The 19,955-nt window shown below is 46.5% G+C and carries 17 protein-coding genes and 1 riboswitch; of the genes, 15 read left to right on the top strand and 2 right to left on the bottom strand.

The window, feature by feature from the left end; all coding sequences use genetic code 11:
• The first annotated feature begins 181 nt into the window (after positions 1-181).
• The 3 genes from AC6H3C_RS24220 to AC6H3C_RS24210 all read left to right on the top strand — a co-directional run bounded on the left by AC6H3C_RS24220 (position 182) and on the right by AC6H3C_RS24210 (position 4,847).
• On the top strand, positions 182-2,578 hold the full coding sequence (locus tag AC6H3C_RS24220; RefSeq protein WP_497518271.1) for an ABC transporter permease: 2,397 nt from the start codon (positions 182-184) through the stop codon (positions 2,576-2,578).
• Between the two features lie 149 nt (positions 2,579-2,727).
• Complete coding sequence (locus tag AC6H3C_RS24215; RefSeq protein ID WP_497518270.1) at positions 2,728-3,477, top strand: ABC transporter permease; 750 nt, start codon at positions 2,728-2,730, stop codon at positions 3,475-3,477.
• 371 nt (positions 3,478-3,848) lie between these two features.
• Positions 3,849-4,847: an ABC transporter permease gene (locus AC6H3C_RS24210; protein WP_497518269.1), complete on the top strand. Its 999-nt coding sequence runs from the start codon at positions 3,849-3,851 to the stop codon at positions 4,845-4,847.
• Positions 4,848-5,006: 159 nt separating this feature from the next.
• Here AC6H3C_RS24210 and AC6H3C_RS24205 read toward each other — a convergent pair whose 3' ends face one another.
• On the bottom strand, positions 5,007-6,131 hold the full coding sequence (locus AC6H3C_RS24205; protein WP_497518268.1) for an ATP-binding protein: 1,125 nt from the start codon (positions 6,129-6,131) through the stop codon (positions 5,007-5,009).
• Between the two features lie 365 nt (positions 6,132-6,496).
• Between AC6H3C_RS24205 and AC6H3C_RS24200 the strand changes: the two genes are divergently transcribed.
• Positions 6,497-8,857 (top strand): ABC transporter permease, encoded by a 2,361-nt coding sequence (locus AC6H3C_RS24200; RefSeq protein ID WP_497518266.1) that lies wholly within the window; start codon positions 6,497-6,499, stop codon positions 8,855-8,857.
• Positions 8,858-8,900: 43 nt separating this feature from the next.
• A complete protein-coding gene (locus AC6H3C_RS24195) occupies positions 8,901-9,194 on the top strand; it encodes an endonuclease domain-containing protein (RefSeq protein ID WP_497518265.1) in 294 nt (97 codons plus the stop codon).
• A 213-nt stretch (positions 9,195-9,407) separates the two neighbouring features.
• Here the strand turns inward: AC6H3C_RS24195 and AC6H3C_RS24190 are convergent, their stop codons facing one another.
• Entirely contained in the window at positions 9,408-9,815 is a 408-nt protein-coding gene (locus AC6H3C_RS24190) for a DUF6249 domain-containing protein (protein WP_497518264.1), read from the bottom strand.
• A gap of 155 nt (positions 9,816-9,970) precedes the next feature.
• Between AC6H3C_RS24190 and AC6H3C_RS24185 the strand changes: the two genes are divergently transcribed.
• From AC6H3C_RS24185 to AC6H3C_RS24140, 10 genes are all read left to right on the top strand, one after another.
• Entirely contained in the window at positions 9,971-10,531 is a 561-nt protein-coding gene (locus AC6H3C_RS24185) for an RNA polymerase sigma factor (RefSeq protein WP_497518263.1), read from the top strand.
• Positions 10,521-10,880: a hypothetical protein gene (locus tag AC6H3C_RS24180; RefSeq protein WP_497518261.1), complete on the top strand. Its 360-nt coding sequence runs from the start codon at positions 10,521-10,523 to the stop codon at positions 10,878-10,880. The genes AC6H3C_RS24185 and AC6H3C_RS24180 overlap by 11 nt, the downstream gene beginning before the upstream one ends.
• 184 nt (positions 10,881-11,064) lie before the next feature.
• Positions 11,065-13,434, top strand: coding sequence for an ABC transporter permease (locus AC6H3C_RS24175; RefSeq protein WP_497518259.1), 2,370 nt, complete (start codon positions 11,065-11,067; stop codon positions 13,432-13,434).
• Between the two features lie 65 nt (positions 13,435-13,499).
• A complete protein-coding gene (locus AC6H3C_RS24170) occupies positions 13,500-13,877 on the top strand; it encodes a GxxExxY protein (RefSeq protein ID WP_497518258.1) in 378 nt (125 codons plus the stop codon).
• Between the two features lie 59 nt (positions 13,878-13,936).
• The gene (locus AC6H3C_RS24165) at positions 13,937-14,596 is read left to right on the top strand and encodes an ABC transporter ATP-binding protein (RefSeq protein WP_497518257.1); all 660 of its coding nucleotides are present in this window, start codon (positions 13,937-13,939) and stop codon (positions 14,594-14,596) included.
• Between the two features lie 65 nt (positions 14,597-14,661).
• Positions 14,662-15,489 carry an ABC transporter permease gene (locus AC6H3C_RS24160; RefSeq protein WP_497518256.1) on the top strand — a complete coding sequence of 276 codons (828 nt, stop codon included), beginning with the start codon at positions 14,662-14,664 and terminating at the stop codon, positions 15,487-15,489.
• An 83-nt stretch (positions 15,490-15,572) separates the two neighbouring features.
• The gene (locus tag AC6H3C_RS24155) at positions 15,573-16,838 is read left to right on the top strand and encodes an ABC transporter permease (RefSeq protein ID WP_497521293.1); all 1,266 of its coding nucleotides are present in this window, start codon (positions 15,573-15,575) and stop codon (positions 16,836-16,838) included.
• Between the two features lie 665 nt (positions 16,839-17,503).
• Positions 17,504-17,706: riboswitch (cobalamin riboswitch) on the top strand.
• An 82-nt stretch (positions 17,707-17,788) separates the two neighbouring features.
• Positions 17,789-18,436 (top strand): Dph6-related ATP pyrophosphatase, encoded by a 648-nt coding sequence (locus AC6H3C_RS24150; RefSeq protein WP_497518255.1) that lies wholly within the window; start codon positions 17,789-17,791, stop codon positions 18,434-18,436.
• Positions 18,436-19,257 (top strand): ABC transporter substrate-binding protein, encoded by an 822-nt coding sequence (locus AC6H3C_RS24145; protein WP_497518253.1) that lies wholly within the window; start codon positions 18,436-18,438, stop codon positions 19,255-19,257. Before AC6H3C_RS24150 ends, AC6H3C_RS24145 begins: the two co-directional genes overlap by 1 nt.
• 163 nt (positions 19,258-19,420) lie before the next feature.
• On the top strand, positions 19,421-19,948 hold the full coding sequence (locus AC6H3C_RS24140; RefSeq protein ID WP_497518252.1) for a cob(I)yrinic acid a,c-diamide adenosyltransferase: 528 nt from the start codon (positions 19,421-19,423) through the stop codon (positions 19,946-19,948).
• Positions 19,949-19,955 lie beyond the last annotated feature (7 nt).

Below are 19,955 nucleotides of genomic sequence, written 5' to 3'. Positions count from 1 at the left end.
TAAGCTGGCAAAGCTGGAAAGCCGCTACGAGGAACCCGGTGGAAAGTTTAAGATATGAATGAGTTGCCGGTGAGTCGCGCGGCTACCTGATCCGGTGAAAGCGTTAAGGGCATGAGTGATGGGAAGACGAATGACAGTGGCATTGAGGTGTGATGAATAATAACTTTAAAAAGGAGCATGTATGATTGAAAATTATCTCAAAATAGCCTGGCGAAATATACGACGCAGTCCCGGGTATTCGCTGATCAATATTTTTGGACTGGCAACAGGTCTGGCCTGTTTTATCCTGATCCTGCTTTTTGTTCAGCATGAATTTTCGTACGATGGTTTCCATAAAAAAGCAGACCGGATTTACAGGGTTGTGCAAAAGCGTCCTACGCCGAACGGGGCAAATTACTGGGCTGTTACGTCGCCGGCCATGGCAGGTAAGCTGACGCGGGAGTTCCCTGAGGTCGCAGCCGCCACCTCCGTGATGGAAACGTTCAATCCCTTGCTGAGCCTGGGCGAACAGCATTTCAGGGAACAGGGCATACTGGCCGATACGGCGTTTTTGAGCATTTTTACATTTCCGCTGCTGGAAGGGAACCCGAAGACAGCGCTGAAGGATCCCGGCAGTATCGTGCTTACCCGCACGCTGGCCCGAAAAATCTTTGGAGACACAAATCCGATAGGCCATACGCTGCTGTACCACGGACAGCATCCGCATGTGGTCACCGGCATCATGCCCGATGTGCCCGAAACTTCCCATTTGAGGTTCAGTTATATCCTGCCCATTCAGTCAGATCAGTATTACCGGGATTGTATGACCAGGGAGGCCTGGTTCAACAATGGCCTGTACACCTATGCTGTTCTGGCTGAAGGTGCAACTGCCCGACAGGCGGAGGGCAAAATGAGCGCTTACATTGACCGGAACCTTGCTGACTGGAGGAAGGAGGACCGTATGACGTTTTTGTTTCAGCCTTTAAAGGATATCCATCTGAAATCAAGCCAGCTCATTACTTTTGATTTTGAAAAGAGCGGGAGCTTTAAGTACGTCTGGCTCTTTTTGTCGATTGGCTTTATGGTGCTGTTGCTGGCATGCATCAACTATATGAATCTTGCCGTTGCCCGCTCCATTAAGCGTACCCGCGAAATTGGGCTGCGCAAGGTGATCGGCGCATGGCGTCATCAGCTTGTCGGTCAGTTCCTGGGCGAGTCGATGATTATGACCTTGCTGGCGATGGTGCTTGCCCTCGGGTTTGTACATCTCCTGCTGCCGTTTTTCAGCCAGTTGGTGGAGCGCCCTATCCGGATGGATTACTTCAGTAACCCGATCCTTCTGCCGGGACTGCTGTCATTAACGGCACTTGTGGCCCTGCTCTCCGGAAGTTACCCGGCTTTCATCATAACCTCCCTCCGTCCGGTTCTGGCGCTCACCGGGAGACAGGGCATACACGCAGGCCGGTTTACCATCCAGCGTATGCTTATTGTGGGCCAATATGCGGTTTCCATTGCGTTGATCGTGGGGAGCCTGGTGATTTTCAGGCAGATGCAGTTTGTGCAGGGTAGGGAACTGGGCTATAACCGGGAGCATATTCTGACCATCGAGGTGAATGACCCGGCGTTGAGCCAACGCTACGCGTTAATCCGCGAAAAACTGTTGCAGGACCCTCATATTTTGGGTATGAGCTACTCGAGTTTTCTGTCTACCAGTGTGGAGAGAAATCAAAATATGTTTGACTGGGAAGGCAGTGACGGGAAGTTGCTGCCAAGCCATACCAGCGGCGTGGACTACGATTTTCTTGAAGTGTATGGTATCGGTCTGGCCGCGGGCCGCGGGTTTTCACGGGAATTTGGCACCGATACGCTGGGAGCGCCGCTGGCCCTGATTAACGAAACGGCTGCAAAGGGCCTGGGGTGGACACCGGAGGAAGCTGTCGGGAAGGATTTTGGTTATTCAGACGGACGGGGAAGAAGGACGATTATAGGCGTTGTGAAGGACTTTCACTACAACTCCGTTCACAACGCACTTGGACCGCTGGTGCTCACCCTCGATCGGGAATCGACAGGGTATCTGTCTGCGCGGATACGCCCGGAGAATCTGACCCGGACAATTGCCCTTTTTAAGGATGCTGTTGAAGAAGCCACACCTTATCCGTTCGGGTACCAATTCCTGGATAACAGCTTTGACCAATTGTATAAAACCGATGTGAAGCTGGGTGAAATGGTCCGTTTTTTTACCATCCTGTCGTTTCTGATTGCCTCGCTGGGATTATTCGGTCTGGCTGCTTATGCCGCCGGGCAGCGGATAAAGGAGATCAGCGTTCGCAAAGTGCTGGGCGCTTCGGTTTCCAGTGTGATGGCTTTATTATCGAAAGATTTCATCAGGCTGGTTTTGATATCGGTCATCATAGCCACTCCTTTGTCGTGGTATGCCCTGAACCGATGGTTGCAGGATTTCGTTTACCGCATCGAGATCAGTTGGTGGATGTTTGCCGCAACCGGACTGCTGGTCGTTGTCATTGCTGTGTTTACCGTAAGCCTTCAATCGGTCAAAGCGGCGCTGACAAATCCCGCTGAGAATTTACACCGGGAGTAACAGGATGCCCGAACCTGGCTTACGATAAGCTGGCAGAGCTGGAAAGCGGCAACCCGAAATCCGGTAGAAGCGTTGAGACAGGTGATGAAGGAAACAAGAGGAGACAGCAGTCATTTAATGAGTGCTGTTAATCTTTAAATTTTTTACCTATGATGAAGAATTTCTTTAAGATCGGATTTAGAAATATATTGAAAAACAAGCTTTTTTCGGCTATCAATATTTTTGGACTGACGATAGGTTTGGGCACCTGTATCGTGATCATATTGTTTATCTGGCATGAACTAAGCTACGACCGGTTTCATGAAAAGGCCGATCGGATAGTGAGAGTGGTTTTTCGGGGATCGGTACAAGGTGAAAAAATGAACGAAGCACATGTAATGCCTCCGGTTGCGGGTACGTTGCTTGCGGAATTTCCGGAAGTGGAAGAAGCTACCCGGCTACGAAGTTACGGAACTCCGAAAGTTGCAAATGGGGGAAAAATCTTCAGAGACAACTCTTTTGCCTTTGTGGACGATAATTTTTTCAGGGTGTTTTCCTTACCGCTTATAAAGGGCGATGCTGAAAACGTCCTGACGCTACCGAATACGGTGGTCATATCGGAAAGCACTGCAGCTAAATATTTCGGACAGGAAGAGCCGATCGGAAAAGTGCTTGGATTCCCTGATTGGAATGCAGAGTTTACGATTACGGGTGTGATGAAAGATGTACCCGAAAACTCTCATTTCGAATTCGATCTTTTCGCATACATGGCTACTTTTCCGGAGTCTGAAAATACAACCTGGATGGAATCTGAATTTCACACCTATCTGGTACTTTCGAAGGGCGCTAACTATAGAGACCTGGAAGCGAAATTGCCGGCTGTAGTAGATCGTCATATGAGTCAGTACTCCTTGCTCTGATAGCATTAGCTGCTGCTTTACTTTTAGTCAAGGTGACTCTGCCCGGGTTCAGCAACTTGACAACTATACCGATTGACACTGATTTTTCCGGAAATCCTTTATTGTTTCCGGTACTTTTCCTGATTACTATTGTTGTTGGCGTAGTTGCAGGGTGCTACCCGGGTTTTTTTATTTCATTGTTTAAACCCGTTTTAATACTAAAGGGCGGGGCTCTTTCCGGTTTTCCCACAGGCAACAAGGGTGGCATACGCAGCGGACTGGTGGTTTTGCAGTTTATTATTTCCATTGGTCTTATCATTTGCACCATGGCAGTATAACTGCAACTTCAATACATACAGAGCAAGCAGTTGGGTTACGAAAAGGAGCAGGTGATGATACTTCCGGACGTTGAACTGCTGAGGGACAATAAGGGGACCTTCAGGAATTTGCTGTTACAGGATCCGCGGGTTATTAATGTAAGCACATCGGGTTATCTGCCGGCAGGGCCAACTTTTAACAATAACTTCTTCATTTTTCCCGATGACGACGCTTCCAGGCAAATAAAGGCTCTTCGATACGATGTCGACGAACACTATCTTGAGGTGATGAATATGCACCTTCTCGAAGGCCGCAATCTCTCATCCCAATTCGCTTCTGATTCGGCCTCAATTATTGTTAATGAAACTGCTGCAAAAGCGTTGGGCTGGAAGAACAATGCTGTTGGCCAAATCTTAACTCATTCCGATAACAGTGGCAAAAGGAAAAACTTTAAGGTAATAGGTGTTGTAAAAGATTTTCATTTCAAATCGCTTCGTGAACCGATATCTCCTCTGGTCATGGTCTTGAACCGTGGTGCGGGGTCGGTAATTGTAAAAGCAGAAACCACGGATATGGTCGCCCTTGTCGCATATATTCAGCAACAATGGGTGAAATTTAACCCTGGTGAGCCATTTGCGTACAGTTTTCTGGATGAGCATTATGATAAAGCCTATCAGACAGAAAAGCAACTTGGGCTTTTAATAGGCTTTTTTGCAAGCCTTACGATAGTCGTAGCATGTATGGGGCTTTTTGGGTTGGCGTTATTTACTGCCGGACAGCGAAGCAAGGAAATCGGTGTCAGAAAAGTGAACGGAGCCCGGATCTCTGAGATTTTAATCATGCTGAACCGTGACTTTGTAAGGTGGGTGCTCATCGCCTTTTTGATTGCCACACCTGTTGCCTGGTACGCCATGCACAAATGGCTCGAAAACTTCGCCTACAAAACCGAACAAAGCTGGTGGATCTTCGCTCTGGCCGGTTTGTTGGCTTTGGGAATTGCTTTGCTGACAGTAAGCTGGCAAAGCTGGAAAGCCGCTACAAGAAATCCGGTGGAGGCGTTGCGGTATGAGTGACACAGTTGTGCTGATTTAAATATGTAGAAAAGAGTAGCCAGAGAGAGAGAGAATAATGTGAATTTGCAGGCTATGATGCGGGTTTTCTACAGCGGTTAAAGAGGGTGTGTTCAGGCCAAGGTATTCTTCAAACGGCTTGAAATCTCGAAACTATCCGTCTCAGCCTATTAAGAATTCATCGAAATTGTCGCGGTGTATGACTTTGAAGGTGCTGTGGCTGTAGTTATTTAAGAATTGTTTTGGTGGTTTTACCCGCGTCTCAGAATCCCACTTGAATTCATATGCTGATGTCTTTCCTTCGGATTCTTCAATAAAATCAATTTCTTTTTGTTCCCTGGTTCGCCAAAACCAGTAATGCACCCACTTATTAGAATAATTCAGGTATTTGATTCTTTCAGAAACAAGATAATTTTCCCATAATGCACCTATATCAGTTCTGCTTTCCGGCTGATCAAACCTGGCAATTAGTGCGTTTCTTATTCCATTGTCAAAAAAATAGATCTTTTTGCTGTATTTTAGTTCATTCCTCAGATTCTTACTGAAAGAACCCAGGCGGAATATGATAAAAGTTTGTTCCAGTAACTGTACATATTTTTCAACCGTTTTGGAATCTAGTCCACAAAGTTGCCCCAATTCATTATATGAGACTTGCGAACCGATCTGAAAGGCAAGAGCCTGTAGAAGTTTTAATAGTTTCTCAGGTTTTTTAATCTGTTCCCACATAAGAATGTCCTTGTATAAATAACTGTCAGACAGTTGTTTTAAGATTTCCTTTTCTGACCCTTGATGAATAACGACGTCGGGATAATAACCATAAACCAACCGGTGCGGGAGGAGCCTTTTTTCTTCCAGCAGTCCATGATGGTTAACCATCTCGGCGAATGAGAGAGGAAACATTTGATATTCCCATTTCCTCCCAGTCAAAGGTTCATTCACTTTGTTTGCCAGGTCGAACGACGAACTTCCGGTGGCGATCAGTTGTACTTCCGGTATCGAGTCAGTGATTAGTTTTAGTCGTAATCCGATATTCCCGATCCGTTGTGCTTCGTCGATGATAATGTTTTTTTTCTTTCCAATAATTGCTTTTAGCCTGCTTGACGAAATGGTTGAAAATAAATTTTGTACATCCAACTCATCTGCATTTAGCCAAAGAGTATCATCCCTGTTCTGAAAGAGTGATTTTAGAAGAGTTGTTTTGCCGACTTGACGCGCCCCAACCAGAATGATTGCTTTTGATTGATTTAGCTTTGACCGGATGGTGGTTTCCAATATGCGTGTTATCATTTGCAATGGAGTTAGTGAAATCAAAAATACAACTTTTTCGGATTACATTCCAAATATGTTTAAACTTTTTCGGATTACATACACCAATCACAAATAATCACCTCGGAGATTTTGCCCGGGCTCGGCAGTATGTTCTCGGTATCCGCAAAATTCATAAACTTGTGTGGGCAAGTTCAATTGTCACCTCAAGCTTCCTGTTAAAGAATCCAACATTCATTGTAAAATATTTTTACAAAGTGCATATGGGGTATTTTACAGCTATTTAAAAATCAATAACTTGTATTTTGGGCATTCCGATTGAAGCAGAACCGGAACCCGGAACATTGACGGGCAGCATTTAGTTATAAACGAAGTTTTTAAGAGCTATGATCCTCAAAATAAAAGATCTTTTCCGCTTTTTAAGAAGCAACGGGGTTTTTACAGCGCTGAATATTGCAGGACTGGCTTTCGGTTTTGCATGCGCCATGCTGATCATTTTGCATGTGAGCAAGGAATACTCCTATAACAGCCAGATCCCCGACAGCGAACGGGTGTTTCAACTGGTACAGAAAAGTCTGGATTCTCCGCTGGGAAATACCACGATCAGTTATGAGCTGACGCCGCTGCTTGCCGGGCGTTTCCCGGAGATTGAATGCGCCGCCCGGACGGAGAATTTCAGCCAGTTCAGCAGTTGCATCGTTTCATTGCAGTCCTCTTCCGACAGCACAATAAAAAGCTTCAATGAGACTTCTTTTTGTCTTGCCGACAGGAGCCTGTTTGAGATCATCCGGTATCCTTTTACTGAGGGTTCACCAGAGAATGCACTAAAGGAACTGAATGCCGTCGTCCTTTCAAAAGAGACTGCCGAAAAGTATTTTGGTAACACTTCCGCCCTTGGGAAAACATTGACCTTAAACCGGGACAAGGTTTTTAAAGTGACGGGTGTGGTTGATATCCCCGATTACGTCACTTTTAAATTTTCGGTACTGGCTCCTTTAAACACGCTGCGCTCGGAATCTTACCTACAGGGTTGGGACAGCAATGGTGAGCCTTATTTTAAACTGAAGAAGCATGTCGATTACCGGGAATTCAACAAGAAGATCGAACATTTTTACAGTGAGTTCAGACCTGAGCAAGTGCGCTTTCCGGAACAATTGACCCTCAGCCTCATCCCGCTGACCGAACGCCGGCTGTACTTCAATAAGAACCCGCTTTATCTTGTCGTTTTCATCGGTTTCGTCGTATTGGGCGTGAGCATCCTGAATTATATCAACATGTCTACCTCGTTCGTGCAGAAACGGTCATCCGAAATTGCACTTAAAAAGATATCGGGGGCAAACAGGACTGCGATCGGATTGCAGTTTTTGCAGGAAACGGCTTTAATCTGCTTCCTGGCGATCGTTGCCGGAATTGCGCTGACCTGGTTTGCCATGCCCCTGTTTAAAGCATTGTCCGGATCAGATGTGCTTCCGTTTTTTAAAAGTCATGTTCGTCTGTTCATCATGAGCAGTCTGATCCTCTGGATAACAGGCACGGTGCTGACCGGTTTTTATCCTGCGGTCGTTTTGTCGGGGGTAAAACCGCTGACGCTTTTAGGCAAAACAGATCGTCCCCAAATAAAACTTTCCGGGAAAAGCGGTATCATTACATTCCAGTTTGTCATTTCCATCATGCTGGTCATTATTACGCTAATGATCGGAAGGCAATACAACTACATGGAAAAATTGCCTCTCGGGTTTGATAACGAGCTGGTCATGCAAATTCCGTTCAGCGATGCCTTAAAAAATAATTACACCAGTCTAAAAGACGAACTGGAAAAGATACCTTCGGTTCGCGATGCCTGCGCCGCCTCTTCGATGCCTGCAGGCATACCAAACCATTCGGGTGTAAGCTGGATCAACGATCAGGGTGAGAAAATAGAAGACTCCTTTGGCTTTGCCATTGTAAGCGATGGTTATACCCAGACATTTGATATGGAAATGGTCCTTGGCGACGAGTTTGTCAGTGGCCGGACGGAAGGGCTGAAGGGGGTGATTATTAACGAAACTGCAGCCAAACGGATGGGGTATGAGAATCCGGTTGGTAAAGAGGTGAGCTTTTGGGGCAAAAATAATATCATTATCGGGGTGGTGAAAGATTTTCAGAACAATTTCCTGTTTAACGAGATTAAGCCATTGATCTTGTCGGCCCATCCGGGAAATCAGCACTTTACCAAGTATTTTTTTGTGGGTATTTCTCCCGGCAATATCAACCGGACGATCAAAGAGATTGAAAAGACAATCGGGCGGTTTTCTGACGGACTTCCTTTTGAATATCATTTTACAAGCGCTGAGGCGGAAGAGTATATCGATGAAATCAAGCAACTGAGCAGCACGTTCAGCTTTGCCAGTATGATTTCGATATTCATGGCGCTTGTGGGACTTGTAGCGCTGACCTATCACGCCACTCAATCCCGGATCAAGGAAATTGGTATCCGTAAAGTGAATGGTGCCAAAAGTATTGAAATTATTCAGCTTTTAAATGCTTCCTTTTTACGTTGTGTTCTTATTGCGTATGTAATTGCCTGCCCTTTCGCCTGGTATATTATTATCCAATTGCTGCGGGGCATCGGAAACAAAGCGAGCATTGGCTGGTGGATCTTTGCAGCTTCGGGTCTGATGGTGGGAGTAGCCGCCCTGCTTACAGTAAGCTGGCAAAGCTGGAAAGCCGCTACGAGGAACCCGGTGGAGGCGTTGCGGTATGAATGATGTTTCACCCCGAACCCCTGAAGGGGCTTAACGAAGAAAAAGCATGAGTATAAGAGATCAGGTTTCGATGTTTTACAATGCCAAACCAATCATTTTTGAGCGGGCAAAGTTTATGAGGGATCATATGACTCCGTCGGAGCTAAAGATTTGGGAAGAGTTAAAGGGCAGGAAAATGTCGGGATTTCGCTTCAGGGCGCAACACCCGATTGATATTTTTATTGCTGACTTTTACTGTCATCCGCTGAAGTTAGTTATTGAAGTCGACGGAGGTATCCATAAATCAAAAGCACAGGCTGAATATGATCTTGGGCTGGAAGTAGAACTGAATGAGTGTTGAATAAAGGTCATTCGTTTTACCAATGAAGAAATTGAAAAAGATATTGAGGTGATAAAGAGTAAAATATCCGAAATATGCAAAAGGCGTAGATTGGAACTCTTAAGTCCCCCCTCATGAGATTTAGGGGTAAAACAAAGTAAGCTGGAAAGCCCCCGCCAGGAACCCGGCAGAGGCTTTCAACAGGAAAGATCCTTTTGATGGATGGGCGGAGCGTTATTCTCCCGACTTTTTCGAGTACTTCATTTCCAGAATGAAAGCGACCAATAACCCGATGCCCCCGAAAAGCAAGACCGAAGCGCCGTAAATGACACCAACCGTTTCCCGGATATAGTGGTTACCATCCATCAAATCGTTTAACCCAAAAGATTGTGAAAGGATAAACCCAAGCAGCAGTCCCAGCCCAACTCCCAGCAGCAAACAGGCAATCTTGAGTGTGCCAAACACCGGCCGGTTTTTTTCAGGGAAGGTGAATTTGTTTTGTACCATCGAGGCATCGAAGGTCGATCCGATCTTTTCAATCATGGTGAGCCGTTCTTTGCGGTGTACAAACAGCTCAAACAATTTATAAATACCCAGCGTGATCATTCCGACAACCAGCGGAATCGTAATAAAGTCCATCATAACGGTAATTTTTAAATCAATAATTTTGTTCTTTGTGAGGTTGGACGCCGGCTCCTGAATTTGGTTACAACCGCCAAATGCCTGAATTTTTTGGTTTGAAAAGGCTTGCCGGCAGGTTGTAACCAAGCCTGCAGGCTTGCGTCAAAGCAGATAACATGGAGCACCTGAATGAAACTGACCTGATCAAATGTGTGCTGGACGGAGAGCCGAGGGCGTACTCCGTTCTGCTGAAGCGTTATCAGCGTCCGGTTTATGCTTTGATCCGGCAAATGATTTCGTGCCGGGAAGATGCGGAGGAACTGGCCCAGGATGTTTTCGTCAAAGCCTTTGCCCGGCTCGATTCTTTCCGGGGAGGATCAAGTTTGTCGACCTGGTTGTACCGCATCGCCTATAACACGACGATTTCGTATACCCGCAAAAAAAAGCTGCGGTGCCCCGATATCGACGAAAAGGCGCTGAACAACATTCCGGACGAAACTGTGGATGAGCTGCTCGACCGGGAAGATGACGAGACGATGATACAACTGATTGAGGCGGCCGTGGAACGATTGAGCCCGGAGGATAAAGCGCTGATTTCGCTCTATTACACGCAGGGTAAATCGGTGAAGGAACTGTCGGACATTACCGCTCTGAGCGCCGATAACGTCAAAATAAAATTATTTCGGGTTCGTAAAAAGATTGTATTTTTGATTAATAACAAGAATCATGAAAGATAAAGCGCTGATAAAAACCCTGGTTCAACGAACCGACGAACTGTCTGAAAGGTTTGAAGAACAGGTGATGAGCCGCATTCTTGCAGAAAGGGAAAGGAAAAGCCGGCGTGACTATTACCTGAGTCTGCTGTTGGCGGGCGCTGTTTCACTCGTCCTGATCGGGGGCGCTTTTTTTGTTCTGGAGTATTTCTTCTCGTTTAACCTCCTTCATCTTTTTTCCAATACCCGCCGGATCCGGTTCGAATATAATCCCTTGTATACCGGCTGCTTTTTTATTGCCGTTTTGATACTGCTTCTGCTTGCGCTCGACCACCAGTTCCGGAAGATCATGAAGAAGATGGGATACAATTAAATTGGCAGAATTAGCAGGGAAGTGGCAAATCAGGATTTTTTGTGTCAAAATAATTGACATCGTCTGTCAAATATTTTGATAGAATGACTGGGTTCTTTGTGCTTAAGCGGTATATTATCAACGGGTTACTGATATGGCATCTTTTTTGGCCCCGGTTTTCAGCTTATGCAAAAAATAATTGACCATGTTCCGCACCATTTTTAAAATCTCGGTCCGAAACCTTTTAAAACACAAAGGGTATTCAGCAATTAATGTATTCGGGCTGGCCCTGGGCTTCACCGCTTTTATCCTGATCGGGCTGTTCATTCAGCACGAATTAAGCTGGGACAAGGCGAATACCAACTACGACCGGATTTACCGGGTGCAGCGGCATTATGCCAGAACCAGGTATGCCATGGACGGGAATGATATTTCGCCCCATTCGCGCCCGATTACAGCCCAATTGCTGGAGAGGCAGTTCCCCGAATTTGAAAAAGTGACAGTGATCCGGGAGAATGGCGGTAAATTTCTGGCCTCTGAACCAGAGCGGCAGGTTTACGAAGACGAAGGTATTTGTGCCGACAGCTGCTATCTTGATGTATTTACCTATCATTTTATCGAGGGTAACCGGCAGAATGCCCTATCGGAACCATTCAGCATGATGCTGTCGGAAACATTAGCCGAAAAGCTTTTTCACGGCGAAAAGGCGTTGGGAAGAACCGTCACCGTTGAAAAGAAGTTCGACCTGAAAGTAACGGGCGTTTACGCCGATTTGCCCGATAATACGACCATCCGGCCCAATTACATCATCTCATTTTCAACCTTAAAACAAACCGATGGAATTACCCGCGCCGACCTCTACACCGGCGATTGCATGACTTTTACCCTGCTCGGGCCCGGCGCTGATTACAAGTTGCTTGAGCAAAAAATAAAACCCATTTTCGCCGGCTTTCGCGGAGCTGAGTTCGAAGAACTGCAACTGTGCCCGATGAATTTGCTTTACCTCGATTTCAACGGGAATGGCCACTACTATGTGGTGCTGTTGTTGTACGGGTTAATCGGCCTGTTTATCCTGATCATGTCGGCCTTCAACTACATTAACCTGACTACGGCTAATGCTTCTACCCGGGGGAAAGAGGTCGCCGTGAAAAAAGTAAACGGCAGTACACGGGCAACGCTTATCGCGCAACTTTTAGGCGAAACCATGCTCATTTCATTGCTTGCCCTGGGATTGGCCTTTTTACTGGTTGCCATTTTCCTGCCGGTTTTTGCCGGGATTGTTGGGCGGCAACTCGATTTTGGCTTAACAGGGCGCTGGCAGTCTGTCGGGTTGATGATCTTTGTTTCGTTGAGTATTGGCCTTTTATCGGGTGTTTATCCGGCCTTGTTTTTATCATCCAATAAAATCGTGTCTTTGTTTAGAGGTGACTTATTCAGCAAAGCCCGTGAGAAGTTCAGCCTGAAAAAAGCGCTGGTTACTTCCCAGTTTGCCATCTCCGTTTTTCTGATTTTAATCACGCTGTCGTTATCGCTGCAAATCAAGCATCTGGTCGAAAAAGATTTGGGGTTTAACAAAGAGAATATGCTTTACACGAAGATGACGGTCTCGAAGAGCGGGACAAACTTCGGCCAGCTGCGCGACCGTTTGCTGCAACATCCCGAAATAGTTGACGCTTCCATGTCGAAACACATTCCGTTTGTAAGCTTTGGCGGGGGGATGACCAACTGGGAAGGGGCCGATCAGGAGGAAAAGCTCAGTTGCCGGTTCAACGATGTTGGTTACGACTATGTGCGGAATATGGGCATTTCACTGATTGGCGGCCGCGATTTCTCGCGCTCCTTCCCGGGCGACGTCGGCAAAGCCTGCCTGATCAACGAAACAGCAGCCAACTGTTTTGGCTGGGACGACCCCATTGGAAAACGGCTGAATAACAACAAACTAACGGTTGTTGGTGTGGTGAAAAATTACATTTATAAGGACATGCACAATGGCATTGAGCCCTCCATTTTGGTTTTGGCGCCCGAAGAAATAGCCGGCACCTGGACCTTTGCTTTCCGGGTCGATCCAACCAATTACCGGGAAGCTAAGGCCATTCTGACCAGCGAGTTCGAAGCAGCATTTCCCAACGATCCGTTCGAGTTTAACGACCTGCCAACGGCCTTTGCCAACGAAAACAGCTTTAAAATTTATCACGCGGTCAATCGCACCATTCTGTTTTTTACGGTCTTTAATATTTTTCTGGCCATGATCGGGCTGCTCGGCTTGGTTTCGTTCACCGTGTTTCGCCGGACCAAGGAAATAGGCGTACGCAAAATCAATGGAAGCACTTCCGTCAACATTTTTTACCTGCTGAGCCGCGAATATTTTGTTCTGCTGTTTTTTGCCTTGTTAATAGCCATTCCGGCAGCCTGGTGGGTGTACGAATGGATCCCGGGCGCCAATAAATTACATGTGCAGCCCTGGGTGTTTGCCTTGGGCGCAGGGATACTCTTTGTTATTATTTTATTGACAACCAGTTATCAAACGATTAAAGCCGCTACGCGTAACCCGGTGGAGGCGTTGCGGTATGAGTAGAATGTCTGAATCAGGATTTGCAAGATAAAAGGATGAACAGGATTACTAACTAAACTTCAATACCTATGGATAAAAAGATTGATGATGAGTTGACCTACAAAATTATCGGATGCGCAATGAAAGTACACAACACCCTGGGCAACGGCTTTCAGGAAGTGATTTACCAAAGATGCCTGGCAATAGAACTTGGCAAGGCCGGGCTGGAATTTCTGCGTGAACGGGAAATGCCGATTTATTACGAGAACATAGAAGTTGGAACCCGTAGGGCAGATTTTATTGTCGAAAGCAACGTGATGGTTGAATTAAAAGCTTTGATTCATCTGGAAGAAGTTCATCTGGCACAAGCTTTAAATTATTTAACGGCTTATCAAATTGAAAAAGGCCTGCTTGTAAACTTTGGATCAACAAGCCTTGAAGTAAAAAGATTATTCCGAAAACATTAATCCTGAAAATCTTTTAATCCAAGCCATCCTGATTCAGATAATTAATTTAAACACATGATATGATCAAACTATCGCACATCGACAAGTACTACGATTCCAGATTTCAACGAACATTCGTATTAAAAGACATCAACTTCGAAATAAATGAAGGGGAGTTTGTCAGCGTGATGGGCCCCAGCGGCTCGGGAAAATCAACTTTGCTGAACATCATTGGTTTACTCGATGAGCCTTCGGAAGGCCGCTATGAGTTGTTCGGCAAGCCTGTACTCGACCTGAAAGAAAAAGCAAAGGTTGAATACCACCGCAACTTCATGGGCTTTATTTTTCAGGCCTACCACCTCATTGAGGAAATGACCGTTTATGAAAACATTGAAACCCCCTTGATCTATAAAGGCGTAAAAAGCCGCGACCGCCAGGCGATGGTGGCCGATCTGCTTGATCGCTTCAACATGGTGGCTAAAAAAGATTTGTTCCCGGCACAGCTTTCGGGCGGGCAGCAGCAACTGGTTGGAATAGCGCGCGCCATTGTCGGTAAACCCAAATTGCTGCTGGCCGACGAACCCACCGGCAACCTGCATTCATCGCAGGGCGAAATGATTATGGATGTGCTGAAAACATTGAACCAGGGAGGGATGACCATCATCCAGGTGACCCACAACGAGAAGTTTGCCGGCTACGGAAAACGCATCATCCGGCTGGAAGACGGGAGGATCGTATGAGCAAGCGAAATACGAAAAGACACGAATCGGCTTGCAACTGACAATGAAAAGTAAAAACAACTGACATGAACCTGAACTTTCTGAAGATTTTTATCCGTAACCTGGCAAAACACAAAATCATTTCCATCATCAATACGGTTGGATTAACCGTCGGCATTCTGAGTTCGCTGTTGATTCTGGAATATGTTTTTTTCGAACGGAGTTTCGATCGTTATCACGAAAACGGATCGCGGGTGTGCCGCATTGTTTATGACCGCTACCAGAATGAGAAGCTTCAGTGGAAAACGGCCAATTCATTTTTTCCTTCGGGAAAATGGTTGCAGGAGAATTACAGCGAGGTGCAGGATTGGGCCGTTATTACCCGAAAGTACAATGTTTCGGTAACCGCCGAAAATGCCGTGGGCGACAAGGTTTTTTTCAACGAAGAAAAAACCTATAATTCAACCGGTTCAATTTTCAGACTGTTTACAATTCCCCTGATCCGGGGAACAAAGTCGTGCCTCGAACAACCCAATACGGTGGCTATTTCAGAGCGGGCTGCGCAACGGTATTTTGCCGGCGACAACCCCCTGGGCAAAATTCTGAAGGTAAACGGAACCGAAAATTATACGGTCACAGCTGTTTACAAGAACATTCCCGCTAACTCGCACCTTCAAACCGATTTTCTGTTTTCGCTCGAAACCTATTTATCAAGCCGGCCGGGTTTATACGCCAATTGGTCGTTCGACGGATTCCATACCTACATTTTACTGGCGCCGGGGGTCAATCACGAAGAATTTTGCCGGCGGGCCCTGCCCGATATGGTTGCCAAAAACTACCTTTCGGCCCTGGAGGCCAGCCAAACGCGCGATCAGTATTTTCTCCAGCCAATTCCCGACATTCATCTTTTCTGATCAATCCTTTCTTCAAGGCGGTCACCAATATCCGCGATTTCAATTTATGGGTTGAGCCCGGGTTTATCCGGACCGGCTTGCTGGTGTTTGCCGCCGGCATTGTGGCATCAAGTTTATATCCGGCCCTGGCGCTTTCGTCGTACAAACCGGTTGCTGTTTTAAAAGGAAAGTTTAAGAACACGGCACAAGGACTGACGTTCCGCAAAGGGTTAATTACCGTTCAGTTTATCATTTCAATCGCCTTGCTCACCGGAACCCTGGTGACCTTTCGGCAGGCTTCATTTTTAATGAAAAAGGAAATGGGCGTTGATTATCAATCGAGCCTGGTGATCCGTGCCCCGCGAACAGCCGACCAGGAAGATGCACGCGCCAATAAACTGATGTTGTTTAAAAACCGGGCGCTCGAATTGCCCGAGGTGACCGACTTTACCTTTTCTTCCGACATTCCCGGGCAGGAAATCAATAACTGGTTTTCGGGACGCCGGAAAGGATACGACGGAACTGACACGAAGGCTTATTTTCTGATTGCAGCCGACGACCGGTTCATCGATTTTTACAACATCAAACTACTTGCCGGACGGAAGTTTCATCAGAATGAACAGGCCAGCCGGCAAACCATCCTGATGAATAAACTGGCGATGGAACGTTTTGGGTACAGCAATCCCGAAGAGGTGGTAAACCAGGTGATGGTAAACGGGCCCGACCGCGAATGGCTGGTTATCGGGGTGGTCGATGATTTTCATTATAAATCGATAAAAACCGAGCCAGTGCCAACCGTTATCTCACTGAGCGACCGGCAAAAAACCTTTATCACCCTTAAACTCGGGAGTATGCAGGCCGGCACTTTTGCTTCGCTGATACCCAAATTGCGCACCCAGTACGAAGCGGTGTACCCCGATCAGCCGTTCGAGTATTTTTCACTCGACGATAAGATGCGGGTCGATCTGAAACCCGATAAAACCTTTGCGTCGGTATTCACTCTATTTTCGGTTTTGGCTATTTTCATCGCGGTAATCGGCATGGTTGGTTTGATATTAATCACCATCAATCAAAACCTGAAAGAACTTGGAATCAGGAAAGTGCTGGGTGCCGAAATGAACCAGGTGGCGGGGCTGCTGTCGAAGCAACTGATGCTGCAATTTGCCGTAGCCGTTGTGGTAGCAGTTCCTCTTTCATTTTACGGGTATCAACATTGGTTTCTGGAAACCTACATTTATCGCATCGACCTGAATGTTTGGTTTTTTGTGTTGCCGGCGCTGCTTTTGTCGCTGATGATCTTTTCGGTAATCCTCATTCTTGCCCGGCGGGTTTTTCGGATGAACCTGAGAGAGGTGATTCAATACGAATAAACCAGGGGCAGGCTGCACATAAAAAGAAAGATGCAGGCATTTGCCCGCATCTCTCATAAAAAAATCGGTTCGTTTCTGCCCTATTTGTTAAACTTTGCCTTCTTCAATTCTTCCTTGATGAGTTTGGCTAAAATTGGTTATCTGATAATTAATGACAATTTATAACAATGTTTTCAATAAGTCAAGTTTTGTTAATAAATAATTTAACATTGTATTTAGACGTCAATTTATTTTCATCAGGATGCGGGATATCGATGAAAAAAACAGCGAGCCGGAAATAGAAAAACAGCAAGCGGGTGACAACCGTAACCCAAGAGTATGAATATCTTTTGTGATTCTTTTTCTAAAAAAAACTAATTTGTTTCTTTATAACCTTAGTAGTCAATAATGTAAAAAACATGAACCTTATTCACCCTATCGGATGAAGATTGACGCTTTTCTGATGAATATGAACAGTTTCTGAAACATGACCGTAAATAAGGTTGGACGCAATGAGGTCGGACAGGACTACTAAGGTAGATCATGAAAATAAGGTTTCAGGAAATCAGTACCACGACTTTGATCCGTCGGCTGATGAGCCATGTGAGGTTAAATCCGGCATATCTTTTTAAAAGCGATTTTCCGTCCGGCAGAAAGACAAAAATTGCAGGAAGCATAATTATTTCCTACTTTTGCCCTGTTTCGGTGGCTTTCTTTCCTGTTAAACGGGAAGGCGCCTTAATAAGGGAATCCGGTGCAAATCCGGAGCAGTCCCCGCTGCTGTAAGCCTGTATGTTTCTTCGGAACTTACGCCACTGTCCGGCCACTGCCGGATGGGAAGGCCCGAAGGAGGGTGAGCCAGAAGACCTGCCGGGAACACAACATGTTTAACCTGGTCTTCGGGGAATAAGATCGTTGGAATACACATTCCATCCTGTTTCTTTTCTTCGAGGTCATAACGACTTTAACGCATGAATGTATTTGTTTCGTGGAGTGGCGGCAAGGACTGTATGCTGGCTTTGCACCGCACCCTCAAAACCGGGAACCACCGGATGTTGGGCTTACTGAACATGTGCGAGCGAAGCACCAACCTATCGCGCTCGCACGGATTGACAAAAGAACTGCTGCAACGGCAGGCCGTAGCGATGGGAATCCGCCTGATTCAGCAGGAGACCGGCGGCAACGACTACGAAAAGGACTTTAAAGCAGCCATCGCGGCGTTAAAAAAAGAAAACATCGAAGGGGGTGTGTTTGGCGATATTTACCTGACAGAGCACCGCAGCTGGATTGAGCGCGTGTGCAACGAGACGGGCATTGAGTCCCTATTCCCCATTTGGGGCGACCCGACCGGCAGGCTGGCGCGCGAGCTGGTTGCCGAAGGCTTTAAACCGTTGCTGGTGGCTGTTCGCAGGGAGCCGCTGCCGCAATCGTACCTGGGCCGTATTTTCGATGCGGCAATGATTGCCGAACTTGAGGCGATGCCTGGTGTGGATATTTGTGCCGAAAACGGCGAGTTTCACAGCTTTGTCATCGACGGGCCAATCTTTCAGCAGCCCGTTGCCGTAGAAACCGGAGAACAGTATTTCGATAATAACCACTGGTATTTACCCCTGAACTAATGAGAAATTTCAAGCTGATTCTTGCACTGGTAGTTTCAATATTGGCGCTTAATACGCAGGCTGCTGTGCCCAAACGTATTATTTCGCTGGCCCCGTCGCTCACCAAAAGTTTATACATGCTGGGCGCCGAAGATTTGTTGGTGGGCTGCACCAATTATTGTACCCTCCAAGACCCGAAAGATGCTGATGTAGTAGCGTCGGCCGTGAAAGTGAATCTCGAAAAAGCCATGCTGCTGAAGCCCGACTTGGTGCTCACCAGCTCGCTCACCAACCCCGAAACCACCCGCAGTTTCGAAAAAATGGGGGTTGAAGTGATGTATTTTCCCTACCCGAAATCGTACGACGAAATGTGCTGGTACCTGATCCGTTTGGGTGAAAAAACAGGTCGGAAAGAGCTGGCCGAGAAGCTGGTGAAACAATCGAAAGAACGGCTGGCCGGCGTGATGTCCACTGTTCCGAAAATGGATAAAAAGCCCCGGGTATTTATGCAGATTGGCGCCAATCCGCTGTTTACCGTGGTACCCAATACCTTTATGCAGGATTTTATCGACTTTTCAGGCTGTGAAAGCATCGCGTCGGATTTAACCATTGGCAGTATCACCCGCGAAGGCATACTCGTACGCAACCCCGATGTGATTTTCGTTATTCTTATGGGCTCGCTCAGCGCCGACGAAAAAGAAAAGTGGGAAACCTACAAAAGCCTGAATGCCGTGAAAAACAAGAAAATATTTGTGCTCGACTCCGAAAAAACCTGTAGCCCCACGCCGCTCGATTTTACCGATGCACTGGAGCAGATGATTGGGTTGATTTACGGGAAATAGTCGTGAGTGAAAAAGTAGCAGTCAGTTTTCAGGCACTCTGTGAAACTCCGTGAAAACTCCTTTAACTCTGTGGTAAAAAAGAGAGCGTGGGCACTGAGAGAGTGAGAAGATGAGATTGTGTTGTCCATGTACCCATATACGTTGTACTTATGAACTTTAAAAAATGAAAAAAGGATTAGTCCATATATATACCGGAACCGGGAAAGGAAAAACCACCTGCGCGGTTGGTTTGGGCGCCCGGGCGCTGGGGCAAGGTTTTAAAGTAACCTATTGCCACTTTATGAAGCGCCCCGACTTGTATGGCTATCACGAAATTGATAGTTTGAAAGCGCTGGGCGCTACCATCATGGGATTTACTGATGGTCACCCCTTCTTCAATAAGGAAGTGACACCCGAAATGCTGCGCCAGCAAATGGCCGAAGCGCTGGTGTTTCTGTCGGGTTATGTGCAAACAGCCCAACCCGACCTGCTGATACTGGATGAAATAATCATCACCATCCGCGATGGTTTTTTGGAAGAAGACGTACTTTTGGACTTCATTAACCAAAAACCGGCAGGCACCGAGCTGGTACTAACCGGACGCGGGGCAACCGCGAAGCTGATTGAGCGGGCTGATTATGTGAGCGAAATCAACAAAATAAAACACCCCTTCGACCAGGGAATTACGTCGCGCAGGGGCATTGAATTCTAACAACAAA

The sequence above is a fragment of the Gaoshiqia sp. US2 genome, from assembly GCF_059705485.1.
This window is presented reverse-complemented; position numbering and strand designations above follow the sequence as displayed.

Excerpts from the sequence above, each read along its gene's own strand:
- AC6H3C_RS24220 (WP_497518271.1), top strand. The coding sequence starts at position 182 with ATGATTGAAAATTATCTCAAAATAGCCTGGCGAAATATACGACGCAGT.
- AC6H3C_RS24215 (WP_497518270.1), top strand. The coding sequence starts at position 2,728 with ATGATGAAGAATTTCTTTAAGATCGGATTTAGAAATATATTGAAAAAC.
- AC6H3C_RS24210 (WP_497518269.1), top strand. The coding sequence starts at position 3,849 with ATGATACTTCCGGACGTTGAACTGCTGAGGGACAATAAGGGGACCTTC.
- AC6H3C_RS24205 (WP_497518268.1), bottom strand. The coding sequence starts at position 6,131 with ATGATAACACGCATATTGGAAACCACCATCCGGTCAAAGCTAAATCAA.
- AC6H3C_RS24200 (WP_497518266.1), top strand. The coding sequence starts at position 6,497 with ATGATCCTCAAAATAAAAGATCTTTTCCGCTTTTTAAGAAGCAACGGG.
- AC6H3C_RS24195 (WP_497518265.1), top strand. The coding sequence starts at position 8,901 with ATGAGTATAAGAGATCAGGTTTCGATGTTTTACAATGCCAAACCAATC.
- AC6H3C_RS24190 (WP_497518264.1), bottom strand. The coding sequence starts at position 9,815 with ATGATGGACTTTATTACGATTCCGCTGGTTGTCGGAATGATCACGCTG.
- AC6H3C_RS24185 (WP_497518263.1), top strand. The coding sequence starts at position 9,971 with ATGGAGCACCTGAATGAAACTGACCTGATCAAATGTGTGCTGGACGGA.
- AC6H3C_RS24180 (WP_497518261.1), top strand. The coding sequence starts at position 10,521 with ATGAAAGATAAAGCGCTGATAAAAACCCTGGTTCAACGAACCGACGAA.
- AC6H3C_RS24175 (WP_497518259.1), top strand. The coding sequence starts at position 11,065 with ATGTTCCGCACCATTTTTAAAATCTCGGTCCGAAACCTTTTAAAACAC.
- AC6H3C_RS24170 (WP_497518258.1), top strand. The coding sequence starts at position 13,500 with ATGGATAAAAAGATTGATGATGAGTTGACCTACAAAATTATCGGATGC.
- AC6H3C_RS24165 (WP_497518257.1), top strand. The coding sequence starts at position 13,937 with ATGATCAAACTATCGCACATCGACAAGTACTACGATTCCAGATTTCAA.
- AC6H3C_RS24160 (WP_497518256.1), top strand. The coding sequence starts at position 14,662 with ATGAACCTGAACTTTCTGAAGATTTTTATCCGTAACCTGGCAAAACAC.
- AC6H3C_RS24150 (WP_497518255.1), top strand. The coding sequence starts at position 17,789 with ATGAATGTATTTGTTTCGTGGAGTGGCGGCAAGGACTGTATGCTGGCT.
- AC6H3C_RS24145 (WP_497518253.1), top strand. The coding sequence starts at position 18,436 with ATGAGAAATTTCAAGCTGATTCTTGCACTGGTAGTTTCAATATTGGCG.
- AC6H3C_RS24140 (WP_497518252.1), top strand. The coding sequence starts at position 19,421 with ATGAAAAAAGGATTAGTCCATATATATACCGGAACCGGGAAAGGAAAA.